15 protein-coding genes are annotated in these 13871 nt (G+C 69.7%); 9 read left to right on the top strand and 6 right to left on the bottom strand.

Translation table 11 applies throughout. The features are described 5' to 3' along the window. The first annotated feature begins 3 nt into the window (after positions 1-3). A complete protein-coding gene (locus tag KXC43_RS19825; RefSeq protein WP_221377575.1) occupies positions 4-672 on the top strand; it encodes a maleylpyruvate isomerase N-terminal domain-containing protein in 669 nt (222 codons plus the stop codon). Between the two features lie 242 nt (positions 673-914). Next, positions 915-1184 (top strand): flagellar biosynthesis protein FliQ, encoded by a 270-nt coding sequence (fliQ, locus tag KXC43_RS19830; RefSeq protein WP_221377576.1) that lies wholly within the window; start codon positions 915-917, stop codon positions 1182-1184. Between the two features lie 21 nt (positions 1185-1205). Here the strand turns inward: fliQ and KXC43_RS19835 are convergent, their stop codons facing one another. Next, on the bottom strand, positions 1206-2372 hold the full coding sequence (locus tag KXC43_RS19835; protein WP_221377577.1) for an ROK family transcriptional regulator: 1167 nt from the start codon (positions 2370-2372) through the stop codon (positions 1206-1208). Positions 2373-2461: 89 nt separating this feature from the next. On the opposite strand from KXC43_RS19835, the gene KXC43_RS19840 reads away from it, so the two are divergent. After that, a complete protein-coding gene (locus KXC43_RS19840) occupies positions 2462-3724 on the top strand; it encodes a DUF1479 domain-containing protein (protein WP_221377578.1) in 1263 nt (420 codons plus the stop codon). 348 nt (positions 3725-4072) lie between these two features. Further along, positions 4073-4549, top strand: coding sequence for a GNAT family N-acetyltransferase (locus KXC43_RS19845; RefSeq protein WP_221377579.1), 477 nt, complete (start codon positions 4073-4075; stop codon positions 4547-4549). A 374-nt stretch (positions 4550-4923) separates the two neighbouring features. Here KXC43_RS19845 and KXC43_RS19850 read toward each other — a convergent pair whose 3' ends face one another. Continuing rightward, a complete protein-coding gene (locus tag KXC43_RS19850) occupies positions 4924-5715 on the bottom strand; it encodes an inositol monophosphatase family protein (protein WP_255644438.1) in 792 nt (263 codons plus the stop codon). A 213-nt stretch (positions 5716-5928) separates the two neighbouring features. Between KXC43_RS19850 and KXC43_RS19855 the strand changes: the two genes are divergently transcribed. After that, positions 5929-6528: a sugar O-acetyltransferase gene (locus KXC43_RS19855; RefSeq protein ID WP_221377581.1), complete on the top strand. Its 600-nt coding sequence runs from the start codon at positions 5929-5931 to the stop codon at positions 6526-6528. Further along, the gene (locus KXC43_RS19860; protein WP_221377582.1) at positions 6525-7520 is read left to right on the top strand and encodes an LLM class flavin-dependent oxidoreductase; all 996 of its coding nucleotides are present in this window, start codon (positions 6525-6527) and stop codon (positions 7518-7520) included. Before KXC43_RS19855 ends, KXC43_RS19860 begins: the two co-directional genes overlap by 4 nt. On the opposite strand, the gene KXC43_RS19865 is transcribed toward KXC43_RS19860, so the two are convergent. From KXC43_RS19865 to KXC43_RS19875, 3 genes are read right to left on the bottom strand one after another with little or no spacing between them, the layout of a single operon-like run. Further along, entirely contained in the window at positions 7517-8014 is a 498-nt protein-coding gene (locus tag KXC43_RS19865; RefSeq protein WP_221377583.1) for a DUF1990 domain-containing protein, read from the bottom strand. The genes KXC43_RS19860 and KXC43_RS19865 overlap by 4 nt on opposite strands. A gap of 17 nt (positions 8015-8031) precedes the next feature. After that, positions 8032-9195, bottom strand: coding sequence for a PrsW family intramembrane metalloprotease (locus tag KXC43_RS19870; protein WP_221377584.1), 1164 nt, complete (start codon positions 9193-9195; stop codon positions 8032-8034). Beyond that, positions 9192-9815, bottom strand: a complete 624-nt coding sequence (locus tag KXC43_RS19875) for a hypothetical protein (RefSeq protein WP_221377585.1) — start codon at positions 9813-9815, stop codon at positions 9192-9194. The genes KXC43_RS19870 and KXC43_RS19875 overlap by 4 nt, the downstream gene beginning before the upstream one ends. An 84-nt stretch (positions 9816-9899) precedes the next feature. Here KXC43_RS19875 and glgX point away from each other — a divergent pair, with 84 nt between their 5' ends. From glgX to KXC43_RS19890, 3 genes are read left to right on the top strand one after another with little or no spacing between them, the layout of a single operon-like run. Then, complete coding sequence (gene glgX, locus KXC43_RS19880) at positions 9900-12008, top strand: glycogen debranching protein GlgX (protein WP_221377586.1); 2109 nt, start codon at positions 9900-9902, stop codon at positions 12006-12008. A gap of 28 nt (positions 12009-12036) precedes the next feature. Further along, a complete protein-coding gene (locus KXC43_RS19885) occupies positions 12037-13026 on the top strand; it encodes an SAM-dependent methyltransferase (RefSeq protein ID WP_221377587.1) in 990 nt (329 codons plus the stop codon). Between the two features lie 22 nt (positions 13027-13048). Next, entirely contained in the window at positions 13049-13579 is a 531-nt protein-coding gene (locus KXC43_RS19890) for an SET domain-containing protein (RefSeq protein ID WP_221377588.1), read from the top strand. Here the strand turns inward: KXC43_RS19890 and KXC43_RS19895 are convergent. Further along, positions 13576-13803, bottom strand: coding sequence for a hypothetical protein (locus KXC43_RS19895; protein ID WP_221377589.1), 228 nt, complete (start codon positions 13801-13803; stop codon positions 13576-13578). The two genes, KXC43_RS19890 and KXC43_RS19895, sit on opposite strands and share 4 nt — an antisense overlap. Positions 13804-13871 lie beyond the last annotated feature (68 nt).

Below are 13871 nucleotides of genomic sequence, written 5' to 3' on the forward strand. Positions count from 1 at the left end.
GGCATGGACTACCGCCGGACGTACCGCTCCGCCGCCGTGACCTTCGTCGACCTGGTGGGCCGGGTGCCCGCCGACCGCCTCGACGGTCCCGGCCTGGGCGAGTGGACGCTGCGCGAGCTGATCGGCCACACGGTCAGCTCGGCGCTGGAGCAGGTGCCCGCGGTGCTGGGCACGGCATCGTCACCCGCGCTGCGCTCCCCGTCCCTCCCCGGCGCGACCGCGGCGCAGCGGGGCGGCCCCCAGGCAGTCAACATCGAAGCTCCCGAGGGCTACTTCGCCTTCATCCGCGATGTGCCGGCCGACGTGTACGCGGCCGCTGTCGCCGCTTCCGGCGACGACGCCCGCCGGGCCGTCGACCTCCTGGACGCCGTGGGCGAACTGGCCGGCCGGGCAACCCAGGCGCTGGCCGGCGCAGGCGACGACGACGTGGTGACCACCCCCGTCGGCGGCATGCGCGTCCGCGACTGGCTCCCGACGCGAACGTTCGAACTGGTGGTCCACGGCAACGACGTGTCCGCCGCGGCCGGGGTCCCCGCCGGCTTCGACCCCGCGGCCGTGTCGGAGGCCACGCTGCTGGCCGTCCGGATCGCCGTGGCCCTGGGCGAGGCACCAACGGTGCTGAGCGCCCTGACCGGCCGTTCACCCCTGCCCGAGAAGTACTCGGTCGTCTGAGACATCACCCGGGACGCCGAGCGCCCACCGCCCCGGCCTCCGGCGTTCCGCGACTCCCCCGGTCGGGTGACGTCCCGGGTAGGCGTGATGCCCAGGCTTGCCGACTTTGCGTGATGCCCGGCTTTGCATGACGCCCCTTCGCCGGGCCATCGACGTCAGAATCTGAGCGTTCCGGCCGCGGTCTCACCGAACTGCAACCGGTCTGCACTCCACAACGGGCCGAAACACCCGAAGAGAGGGTCATGACCGACACAATGATCATCGAGCTCGGCCTGGGAGCCATGACCATCGCCGCCAAGATGTGCGCACCGGTCCTGCTGACGGCCCTGGCGGTCGGCTTCGCCATCTCCCTGTTCCAGTCGGTGACCCAGATCCAGGAAGCCACCCTGTCCTTCGTCCCGAAGGCCGCAGCAGTCTGCGCCGCCCTCCTGTTCTCGGGCAACTGGATGCTGCACGAAATGATCACCTATACGACGCAGCTCTTCGGCCGCATCCCCGAGCTGATCGGCTGACCCAGCCGTCCCACCACCCGTTCAGCGGCCGACGATGAGTTCGCGCAATCTGTGGAGGGCGTCGGTTCGCGCACCGGCCAGTGCGGGCTCGTGCTGCACCTTCGCGGCGCGCACCGGCACCGGCCGGGGCGAGCACGCGACCTCCTGATCGATGCGGTCGATGAGCTGCATCCCCCATCGGCCACCGATGACCACCATCTCGGGGTCGATGAGCGTCGCGAGTGCCGCGATCAGCCCGCCGACGGCGGTCACCACCGCGGGCGGACGTTCCTCGAGCACACGCCCGACGTCGATGGCGGTCGAGCCCGCACACCGCAGGCCCAGCTCACCGAACACCTCGATGAGCGGCATCGCCCGTCCGCCCGGACCCACCGTGATCAGGTGGGCCACCTCGCCGGCGACCCCTCGATGCCCCCGGCGCACCTCCCCGTCGCTGACGATCGCGCAGCCGAGTCCCTCGTCCAGATACACATAGGCGAAGTCGTCGACCGGCGCCGCCGCCCATTCGGCTTCGGCAGCCCAATTGACGTCGTTGTCCACATGCACAGGGCCGTCCACCCGCCCCGCCAGCACCGCCACCGGATCGATCTCGCCCAGCAGGAACGGCGCATCGGGCAACTGCAGCAGCCGCCCCGTCTGCCGATCAACCGGATCGGCCGCGCTGACCACCGCCAGCCGAGGCTTCGGCCCGGGCGAGGCGGGTCGGATCGACGGATCCACGCCGTTCGAGGGCGACTCGTGGATGGTGCCGGCTTCCGGCTGCTCACCGGCGAGTTGGCGCACCCGGTCGACCGCCCGGGCCAGCGCTGCGGTCACGTCGTCGGGCCGGGCGGGCCGGCCCAGGGGCTCCTGCGCGCGGGCCATCAGGTCGCCGTAGGCGTTGTGGCACTCGGCTACCACGCCCTCGGGGGCGATGCTGACGGCCAGCGCGGTGCCCACGTCGGGAGCCAGCGAGTAGTAGGAGCCGACCCGGCCCCGTCCCCGGCCACCGGGGGTCCGGCGGCCGGTATCCACAACCAGGCCGGCTTCGGTCAGGCGCCGGACGCTTTCTCCGGCGGTGGGCTTGGAGATGCCGGTCTCTGTGGACAACTCGGCGCGCGTCAACAGGCGATGGCGCATGAGAGCACGCAACACGTGCTCATCGGTCAGCGAGCGCAGCAACTCCTGGGAAGGCTTGGCCGGATCCACCGCGCCATTCTAGTCAAGGCTCTTGCCTGGAAAGGGCGCGGGGCCTTACCGTGTTTCCAGTAAAGGGACATGACTAGAAGGGACCCGCCATGTCGCTCCCCCACTGGGAGGAGACGCCCGCCGACCTCCCCGCCGCCATCCGCGAGGTCAAGGCGGCGCTCCGCCGGCAGATCGCCGCTTCCGGCCGTACGGTCGAGGAGGTCTTCGCCGTCGTCGAGCGCTCCATCGCCGCCGAGGTCGCCGAGATCAACGCCGCCCGGTCGCGCGGCGAGACGATCTGGCCCGTCATCTCGTACGACGACATCGAAGCCGGCACCGTCAGCGCCGCCGACGTCGCGCGACTGCGCAAGCGCGGCTGCCTCGTTGTGCGCGGTCACTTCGAGCGTTCGCAGGCCCTCGGCTGGGATGCCGGCATCGTGCAGTACGTCGAGGACAACAACTTCTTCTCCGACTACCGCGGTCCCGGCGACGACTTCTTCGGCAGCGTCGGCTCGAAGCCCGAGATCTACCCGATCTACTGGTCGCGCGCGCAGATGGAAGCGCGCCAGAGCGACCGCATGGCCCGCGTGCAGACGTTCCTCAACAGCCAGTGGAAGCACACCTCCGAGGGCGTGCAGTGGTTCGACCCGTCGCGTGACTCGCTCTATCCCGACCGCATCCGCCGCCGGCCCGAGGGCGCCGACTCCGCCGGCCTGGGAACGCACCTCGACCCCGGCACGCTCGATCTGTGGATGACGGAGGCCTATCAACAGGCCTTCCGCCACCTGTTCAACGGCGATGTGGAGAAGTACGACCCGTGGGACGCGGCCTACCGCACCTCCGGCCCGCAGTACCCCGGCTCGACCATGTGCTCGGCCTTCCGCACCTTCCAGGGCTGGACGGCACTCTCCGACATGGCGCACGACCAGGGCGTCCTGCACACCGTGCCGATCCCCGGCGCCATGGCGTACCTGATGCTGCGCCCGCTGCTGAGCGACGTGCCCGACGACGAGATGTGCGGCGTGACCGTCAACCAGGTCTTCCCCGCCACCGACAAGTGGCACGGCCTGCTCCTGGAGGCGCTGGCCGGCATCCCCGACGTCCAGGCCGGCGATTCGGTCTGGTGGCACTGCGACATGATCCACAGCGTTGCCCCGGTGCAGGACCAGAAGGGCTGGGGCAACGTCATGTACATCCCCGCCGCCCCCTGGTGCCCCCGCAACGAGACCTACGCCGCCACCGTCCGCGAGGCGTTCCTGTCCGGCTCGAGCCCGTCCGATTTCCCGGCCGAGCACTACGAGCGCGAATGGCCCGACCGTTTCACCGAGGCCGACCTCAACGAAACCGGCCGCCGCGGCCTCGGCCTGGCCTGACCGCGGCAGCCGACGGCAGCGCGGCAGGGTAGGCGGGTCGGAGTACTCCAAGTCGTCGACGAGAATCAGCCCGCCCCGCACCCGGGTGCAGACCTCGTCGGCGCACAGCCTGGACACCCAGCTTCAGCCTCGCCCGACCGCAACGCTCAATCCGGACGCCACAACCTCAGCCCCACCTGACCACAACGCGGTCGCCGCAGCCTTTTGGCCGCGGTGACCGCGCGTCGCTGTCCAGGCGAACGCGCCGAACGTCGAAGCGCCGGCACATGACACTCGGCTCCGTCGGCGCGGCTGGCTCGCGTCGTTAATCCGGTGCCCGGAGACCGGGGCGGTCAGTATTCTCGGGCGATGATCAGCGCTCGGCGGGCCACGGTGGACGACGCGGACGAGTTGGTACGGCTGCGAGGCGTGCTCTTCGGCATCGCCGACGACTCGGACGAGCACGGCTGGCGCGATACCGCCCGGCGCATCCTGTTGAGACGGCTGGCCGAGCCGGAGCCGTCCATGGCCGGCTTCGTCGTGGACCAGCCGGGCGCAAACGGGCGGCTCGCGGCCTGCGCCGTCGGCATCCTCGAGGAGCGGCTCGGCGGTCCACGCAATCCCCAAGGACGGGTCGGCTACATGTTCAATGTCGCCACCGACCCCGGCCACCGGCGCCGAGGCTATGCGCGGGCGTGCACGGCAGCGCTGATCGAGTGGTTCCAGAATCAGGGCGCCGGCCTGGTCGACCTTCGAGCCAGCGAGGATGGCCTACCGCTGTACGCCTCGCAGGGCTTCGTCCGCACCGCCGACCCCGCGATGCGGCTCACCCTGCCCCGGGCCTGACACTCCCGGCGCCGCCGCCACCATCGATCGCTTCGGCCAGCCCTCGCCGACCGGACCACGCAATCCCTCCACAGACTCTCGTGGGCGCACCATTTGGCACCGATCGGAGCACTCACGCAGTCAGCTCAACGAACGAGGTTGTCAGCATCGGCCCGGAACCGATCGGTACGGTCAGGGCCACCAGCCCGGCGAACCATCGTCGTCAGCAACGTCAGTCTGTCACGACCGTCGGCACAACCCACGGCACGAGCAGCAGGCGGACAACGCGATCAGGCTGAGGTCGTGACCGAAACCGCTCGAAGCAGCCAGCAGCCGGCTCAACAAGGCCTCGTGGCCAGAACCGCACAAAGCAGCCAGCCCGGCAAGCCTCGCGGTCAGGCGATCAGCTTCAGCAAGGCCGCATGGGTGTCACTGTCGGCGGCGGCTATGAGGCCTTGTGTTCCGCTGTGCACGGGTGAGCCGTCGAGAGCGGTCACGACGCAGCCCGCGGCCTGACACAGCGCTATGCCGGCGGCGAAGTGGACGCTGTCGCCCAGGTGCCCGTCGGTGATGTAGGCGGCCCGGCGACCGGCGGCGACCCACGCGACGGCCAGGGTGCTGGAGATGACACGCGGGCGGAACCGACCGGTGAACCCGTCGTCGAGCAACAACCGGGCCGCGCGGAACGCGGGCGCGTTCGGGAACGGCGGGTCGAGATTGAGGTCGACCAGGTTCGACGAGGCATCCGGCGCGAGCGGCTCGTCGCGCCCGCCGGTGCGGCCCCACGCGCGGTCGCCATCTGTCCAGAACACCTCGCCCGCGAACGGATCAGCGGACGCGGCCGCCACCGTGCGCCCGCCGCCGCGAAGGGCGACGTTGACCGAGACCAGCATCGTGCGCGCCGCGTAGTTCAGCGTGCCGCACAACGGATCCACGAGCCACTCGCGCTGCGGACCGACGCCATCGGACGAGCCTTCGCTGCGCCCGCCCTCCTCCCCGACGACGACGTCCCCGGGCCGAGCCTCCCGCAGGATTTCCAGAATCGCCTTCTCGGCTTCCACGTCGGCCTCGGTGGCGAAGTCCCCCGGCGCCTTGTCGAAACGCGCGAGATCGGTGCCGTATCGGTCGAGCACAACCGCAGCGCCCGCTTCGGCCGCTGCGACGGCCAGTTCCCCGTCAGTGTTCAGCACCGCCCGATCTTAAGATCTTCGCTCTTGAGCGGAACCACTCACTCACGTCGCCGTGGTGGGGTGAGCGTTCCGGGCGCGCCAGCGCCCTGCTCGCCCCGCCGCGGCCCTCGGCGTGAGCGACGATTCGCACCACCCGCCCCGCTACGACATCCGGCTCTTCGAAGTGGGCCCGCCGGGACGCCGGGATCTGCCGCAGGGTATGGATTCACCATGAACCTCGACGAGCAGCGGGCGCACATCCTGACCGGTGCGATGTATGACGATCTGACAATCGAGCTGGTTGCGGCCCGGCAGCGAACCGTCCTGCTCACCGGCGAGTACAACGACAGCTTCGGACAGCCGCCGGCCGCGCGCGAGGCGATCCTGCATCGGCTGTTACGAAACGTGGGCGCCGGCTGTCACTTCGAGCCGACGTTCCGGTGCGAGTTCGGCTTCAACATCACGGTCGGCGACCGGTTCTACGCGAACTTCGACTGCGTCCTGCTCGACGGCGGCGGGATCACCATCGGTGACGACGTGCTCTTCGGTCCGCGGGTCGGCATCTACACCAGCAATCACGCCATTGACCCGGTCGAACGCGCCGCCGGCGGCTGTTACGCGAGACCGGTGGCCATCGGTGACCGCGTCTGGGTGGGAGGCGACGTCACGATCAATCAGGGCGTGACGATCGGTGACGGGTCGATCGTCGGGTCGGGCAGCGTGGTGACGCGATCGATTCCGGCCGGGGTGATCGCCGCGGGCAATCCGGCGCGAGTGCTCCGTAAGATCACCGAGGCGGACAAGACCGGATTCAAGGGGAGCTCGTCGTGACGCGTGTCGGTGTGATGTTGCCGCGGGACCTGCCGGTGGATGAGGTGCTCGACTATGCGCGACGCGCCGACGACCTCGGCTTCGACGAGCTGTGGGTCGTCGAGGATCTGGGCTTCCGCGGCGGCATCGCCCAGGCGGGCGCGGTGCTCGCCGCGACCTCGCGGATCGTGGTGGGCATCGGGATCCTGCCGGCCGGCGCGCGCAACGCGGCCTTCGCGGCGATGGAGCTGGCCACGCTCGCGCAGCTGTTCCCCGGCCGCTTGATCGCCGGGATCGGCCACGGCATGCCCGACTGGATGCGGCAGACCGGCGCGTGGCCGAAGAGCCCGCTCACCCTGCTCGAGGAGTACACGATCGCCGTCCGCACGCTGCTGCGGGGCGAGCCGGGACCGGCCGCGGGCCGGTACGTGCAGGTGGAGGGCGTGATCATCGGCGAGAAGCCGAGCGTGGCGCCGCCGGTCGTGCTGGGCGTGCGGGGGCCGAAGTCGATCGCGGTCGCCGGCCGGGTCTCCGACGGCGTGCTGCTGGCCGAGCCGGCGGCGCCGCCCTACGTCGAGGCGTCGATCGGGCACCTGGGCTCGTCGTCCCTCGAGGTCATCACGTACGACGCCGCGGTGGTCGGCGCCGACGGCCGCGCCGCCCGCGACCTGGTGCGCCCCGGCCTGGCCTGGATCGGCGAGCCCGACTGGGCCCCCCATCTGGCCCCGATGCCGTTCGCCGACGACCTGGCAGAGCACCGCCGGACGTCAGCGGGCCCGGAGGACTTCGCCGCCACGATGCCCGACACCTGGGTCGGCGAGTTGTCGCTGGCGGGCACGCCCGATGAGGTACGCGCTCGGATAGCGGCCCGGCACGGCGCCGGAGCGACCAGCGTCGTGATGATCCCGGCCGAACCCGACCGTCTGGGCGCACTCGAACGCCTCGCACAGGTCGTGCCGCGACAGCAACCGCGCGGTGTGAGCATGCGGACCGGGGTGCCCGACCGTCTCTAACCGCGGCTGACCTGCTGCATCGCGCTGACGTAGCGATTGGTGGCGTACCGCTGGACCTGCTTCGCCACCGGGCTGCCCAGCCGTACGAGGAAATTGGCGGGCCGGCTGAAGGCCCGCAGCTGGAAACGCACCTCGCCGTCGTCCTTGAGCACGACGAAGAACGCCTCCTCGCCGCTCTCGGGGTGGCCGGGCAGCGTGCCGTAGCCGAAGCCCCGCCGGTTCGGCTCGTCGATCGTGTAGACGACGCGGCACGGGATGCTCAGGAACAGCAGTCGCAGCGTCACGTCGACACCAGGTGCGGCCGGCCCGGGAGCGTCACGAACGCTCAGACCGGCCGCGCGGTGCATCTGCCAGTGGAAAAGTCCGTCCACAGCCTTCTCGTACGTCGTACGCCCCTCGCCCAGCCGCACGTCGCGGAAGACATGGTCGTAACCGCCGGGCAGCGGTCCTTCGCGGGTCGCGCCGACCTCGGCGTACGTGAGCGCCTTCTGCATGGGATGAACGTATCCGGTCAGGTTCTGCGCAGGCGGAGCACCTCGGCCCGGGCATGCGCCACCCGAGGTGTCTCCTGCCCGCCCGCGGCCGCGATCTCCTGAGCCAGGTCGCCCGCGCTTTCGACGAGGTGACGAGCGCGGTGCCGGCTGTGGACGAGTTTGCCGAAGTGACGACGGTCCTTGTGCAGGCCGCTCACCGCGTCCAGCAGCGGCGCGTCGATCACGCCGGTCTCGACCTCGGGCGCGAGCAGTTCCCGCATCCAGGCGCGTTCCTTGGCCGAGGCCAGCCGGCGCACGACCAGCAGCGTCGCGATCGCGAGCGGCATGAGGATCAGGTAGGGCCCGACCACGACGAGGAAGGTGCTCCAGCCGAACAGGCCGGACGCGTCGTCCCACGCGAAGTGCAGACACATCGCAGCCAGGCAGGCCAGGATGCCGCGTCCCACCCGTCGTTCCCCGGGTGCGCGGCCGAGAACCCACATCACACCGGCGCAGAAGATCGCGCTGAACAGGGCGTGCGACGTGATGCCGACGAACCCGCGAATGGCCAGGATGAACAGCGAGGACTCCAGTTGGCCCACGCCGAAGCTGGAGGTCGCGTTGTTGTAGGCGTACAGGACGTCCTCGGAGACCTGGAAGCCGAGCCCGATGAACGCGCCGACGATGAAACCGTCGTACGCGCTGCGGATCAGGCGGGGCGCCAGCGCGATCAGCAGGATGAGCCCGAGGGCCTTGCTCCATTCCTCGTCGATCGGCGCGCTGAGCCCGGCGGCCCACGTGCTCGCGCCGGTCGGGCCGAGCAGTTTCGTCCAGATCTCGAGCAGGGCGGTGTTCGCCGGCAGAGCGATCCAGAACGTGGCGGCGACCGCACCCCAGACGAAGCCGGTGGCCAGCAGGCGGCCCGGCTGCGCGGTGTAGCGGTTCTGGCGGCGCAGGAAGATCAGCCACGGGATGAGATAGATCCCGAAGAACACGATGCCGCTGGTGACAGCCAGGCGGTAGGTGCCCCCGAGGGCCGGCCCGAAATACTTGATCATGCCGAGCGCGCCGGCGCCCACCCCGATGACATAGACCCAGAAGGCCGGGTTGTGCGGCTGGAAGAACTTGAAAGGGGCGCCCCAGCCGGACTCGTCGATCGCCTCGAGCTGGGCGTTCTTGGCGGTGGAGATGGTGACCGTCATTCGTTCGCCCCCGAGGTGATGCTGCGCAGGAACGTGTCGACCTCACTGGAGACCTGCTGGAACTCACCGGGTACGGCGGCGACCTCGACCAGCAGGGCCGGCGCCGCCGCCGGTTCGGTCCGCGACATCTTGAACGCCGCGAGCAACTCGTCGCCGCCGGTGCCGCTCGCACTGCGCACCACACCGACCAGTCCGGACGTCGTGGTGAACGTCGCCGGCGTGTCGGAGATGTCGGCGTCCGGGTCTTCCGAGCTGATGACCTGGTCGAGGAACTGGGCCGCGGTGCCGTTGAACGCCGCGCCGGTCATCTGAATGGTCGTGCCCGCCTTGACCAGCTTCACGTTGTCGTTGGTGGCGCTGACGCCCGTACGATCGCTGACCAGCGCCCCGTCCTCCAACTGCCAGCCGACGGGCGGCACCGCGGTCGCGCCGTCGCCCAGGTCGAGCACGTCGCCGACCTTCGTCGGGTTGTCCCAGGGCACGATCGCGTTGAGGGCCGGCCAGCCGTAGATGAGGAGAAGAGCGACCACGAGAACGAACAACGCGGGCTTCATCTGTCGCCGGTCGAGCCCGAACCACCTATGTTCGACGGGCACCCAGCCCGGTATGCCTGTACTCATGCGCACCCCCTGGACATCAACCTAGTGCTGACGACCACCGGACGCTCGGATTGACGACGGTGGTGGGAGGGAAGCAACATCCGCATGCACATCTGGCCAGGAAACCCGTACCCTCTCGGCGCCACCTACGACGGCGGCGGGACGAACTTCGCGCTCTTCTCCGAACTCGCGGAACGGGTCGAACTGTGTCTGTTCGACGAAGACGGAAACGAGACGCGTATCGACCTGCCGGAGCGGGAAGCGCTCGTCTGGCACGGCTATCTGCCCCGGATCGTGCCGGGTCAACGGTACGGATACCGGGTGCACGGCCCCTACGATCCGGCCAACGGTCTGCGCTGCAATCCCAGCAAACTTCTCCTCGACCCGTACGCCAAGGCCATCGACGGACGTAACGACTGGAACGAGGCGCTCTTCGCGTACCGCTTCGGCGATCCCCATTCGCGCAACGACGACGATTCCGCGCCGTACGCGCAGAAGTCCGTCGTCATCAATCCGTTCTTCGACTGGGGCAACGACCGGCCGCTGCGCATCCCGTTCCACCAGACGGTCATCTACGAGGCGCACGTCAAGGGCATGACCGAGCGCCATCCCGGCATTCCCGAGGACGTGCGCGGAACCTATTCGGGACTGGCCCACCCGGCGATGATCAAGCACTTCAAGGAGCTGGGCGTCACCGCCGTCGAACTGATGCCGGTGCACCAGTTCGTGCACGACAGCACGCTCGTCGACCGCGGGCTCACGAACTACTGGGGCTACAACACCATCGGCTTCTTCGCACCCCACAACGGGTACGCGTCCTTCGGCGGGCACGGCGGCCAGGTGCAGGAGTTCAAGTCGATGGTCAAGGCGCTGCACCAGGCCGGCATCGAAGTCATTCTGGACGTCGTCTACAACCACACCGCCGAGGGCAATCACCTCGGGCCGACGCTGTCGTTCCGGGGCATCGACAATCCGGCGTACTACCGGCTGGTCGAGGAGGACAAGCAGTTCTACTACGACACGACCGGCACCGGGAACAGCCTGAACGTCCGGCACCACGAATCGTTGCGGCTCATCATGGACTCGCTGCGCTACTGGGTGACCGAGATGCACGTCGACGGTTTCCGCTTCGACCTGGCGGCCGCGCTGGCGCGTGAGTTCCACGCCGTCGACCGGCTGGCCGCCTTCTTCGACCTGGTCAACCAGGACCCGATCGTCTCGCAGGTCAAGCTGATCGCCGAGCCCTGGGACGTCGGCGACGGCGGCTACCAGGTCGGCGGGTTCCCCCCTTTGTGGACCGAGTGGAACGGCCGCTACCGCGACTCGGTCCGCGATTTCTGGCGCGGCGAACCGTCGTCCCTGGGTGAGTTCGCGTCCCGGTTCACCGGCAGCTCCGACCTGTACGAGATCGACGGACGCCGGCCGATCGCGTCCATCAACTTCGTGACCGCGCACGACGGCTTCACCCTCGAGGACCTGGTCTCGTACAACGAGAAGCACAACGACGCCAACGGTGAGGACAACCGCGACGGCGAGAGCCACAACCGGTCATGGAACTGCGGCGTCGAGGGCCCGACCGACGACGCCGACATCGTCGCGCTGCGGGAACGACAGAAGCGCAATTTCCTGGCCACGCTGCTGCTGTCGCAGGGCGTGCCGATGATCGCGCACGGCGACGAGCTCGGCCGCACCCAGGGCGGCAACAACAACGTCTACTGCCAGGACAACGAGATCAGCTGGGTCGACTGGACCGAGGCCCGCAATCAGGATGTGCTGACCGGTTTCACCCGGCGGCTCACCGAACTGCGGGCGAAGCACCCGATCTTCCGGCGCCGGCGGTTCTTCACCGGCGAGGCGTTCGGCGACGACAAGGTGCCCGACATCGCGTGGTTGCGGCGCGACGGCCGGCCGATGACGGAGGCCGATTGGAACACCCGCAGCGGCATGACGATGACGGTGTTCCTGAACGGGCGAGGCATTCCGGAACGCGGCGCGCTCGGCGAGACGATCAACGACGACTCGTTCCTGCTGTTGTTCAACCCGCTCGGCGAGACGGTGCAGTTCACCTTGCCGGACCGCAGTTTCGGGCGTACGTGGGAGATCGTGGTCAATACCGCGGATCCGTTGCTGGCGGTCCGGCGGAAGACCGCGAAGGCCGCGTCGCAGCACGAGGTGATGGGGCACACGCTCGTGGTGCTACGGTGCCGCTATTAGCGAGACGCGGTTCGCCCTGTTCCCTTCGATGGGCGAATATCCGGTGTACGACGACGGCGTGTACGACGCTTTCGACGTCCGGGACGAACGGTTCCGCGCCTATGGCGACGCGATTGCCCCAGCGGTAGCGGGCAAGGTGGTGCTCGACATCGGCACCGGGCGGGACGCGCTGTGGGCCGTCGCGGCGGCGCGGGCCGGGGCTGCGCATGTCTACGCGATCGAGCGGCAGCCCGACGTGGCCGCGCAGGCGCGCTCGGCCGTGGCCGAACTCGGCGGCCGGGTGACGATCCTCGAGGGCTTGTCGACGGGCATCGACCTGCGCACGCCGGCCCAGGTGTGCGTGTCGGAGATCGTCGGGAACATCGCCTCCGCCGAAGGGGCCGTCGCCGTCCTCGCGGACGCGCGGCGGCGCCTCTGCACCGCGGACTGCCTGTGGATACCGTTCCGCATGCAGACGTGGGCGGCGGCGGTCTCGCTTCCGCAGGGCACCCGGACGCTGGCTGCCGAAAGCCGTCCGTACGTCGACAAGGTCTTCGCCGCGGTCGGCCGGCCCTTCGATCTGCGGCTGTGCCTGGGCGGCCCGGCCGCCGAGCTGCTCGTCTCGTCGGCCGGGTTGGTGGAGTCGCTGGTCTTCGACCACCGGCGCGCGCCGCCCGACGCCGACGAGGTCGCCTCGGCGCAGCTCATTGTCGAAGCCGCCGCGGCCCGGATGACCGGGTTGTTGCTGTGGAGCCGGATCGCCGTCTCGCCGGCGACGTCGTCGCGCGAGATCGACACGCTGTCCGGCGGCACGCGCGGATGGGCGCCGGTCTACGTGCCGCTCGGCGCCACCGAGGTCCGGTCCGGCGATCGTCTGGACGTCACGTGGCGCCGCAGCACCAGCGATGACGGAGTCCATCCCGACTATTGCGTGTCGGTGGCCGGGCCGGGCGCCGAGGAGCCGCTCGTGTGGTCGAGCCCGCACCACGGCGGCGGCTTCCGCGAGTCGGCCCTGCACCGGGAGTTGTTCCCGTCCTGACTTGCGCTGTCCATTGAGGCCGATGGATCGTTGGTTCATGTGGCCGCCGCCCGAACCGGACTGCTGGCTGCATCCTGCTGTCGAGGTGCGGCCCTCCCCCGTCCAGGGTGACGGCCTGTTCGCGCGGGCGCCGATCTCCGAGGGCGCAACGGTTTCCCGCCTGGGCGGACGCCTCGTCTCCACGACGGAGCTGACCGGCAAGCTCGCCACGGCCGACGGATATGTTGACTCGATCAATGTGTATCAAGATGTACACCTGGTGCTGCCGCCCGCCCGTCCGAACGGCAAGGGCAACCACAGCTGCGACCCGAACCTGTGGTGGGCCGCGCCCTACACGCTGACGGCCCGCCGTGACATCGCCGCCGGCGAGGAACTGACCAACGACTACGCCACCAGCACCGGCGTCGACGACTTCGCCATGCCGTGCCGCTGCGGCGCCGCTCGATGCCGCGGCCTGGTCACCGGCCAGGACTGGACCCGCCTCGACCTGCAACAGCGCTACGGCGACCACTGGGTGCCGGCGCTCCTGAGCCGCATCCACCGCCTCGGCTAGCGTCCGCGGTTGCGCGGATGGTTCCGGGCCACGCGCTCGTTGCCGTGCCGGTAGTTGCCGGTCAGCCGGGCCATGAGCTCCTGGGGGTCGCCCTCCTCGACCTCGGCCAGGAACCGCGCGGCCGCCGGCCCGCGCAGCACCCCCGCTGGTCGCCCATGGTGCAGCATCTCGATGTCGCCGTTCTTGCGGACGCGGTAGGTGAATCCCTCAGGCGCATTAGTCATTCCGGCATCGTGCGCGCGGTCCGGAACCCACGCGACCGATTTCCCCAGCCGTCGTCGCCTCGACCCGC

It is taken from the genome of Paractinoplanes polyasparticus, assembly GCF_019710575.1.
GTDB classification, from domain to species: Bacteria; Actinomycetota; Actinomycetes; order Mycobacteriales; family Micromonosporaceae; genus Actinoplanes; species Actinoplanes polyasparticus.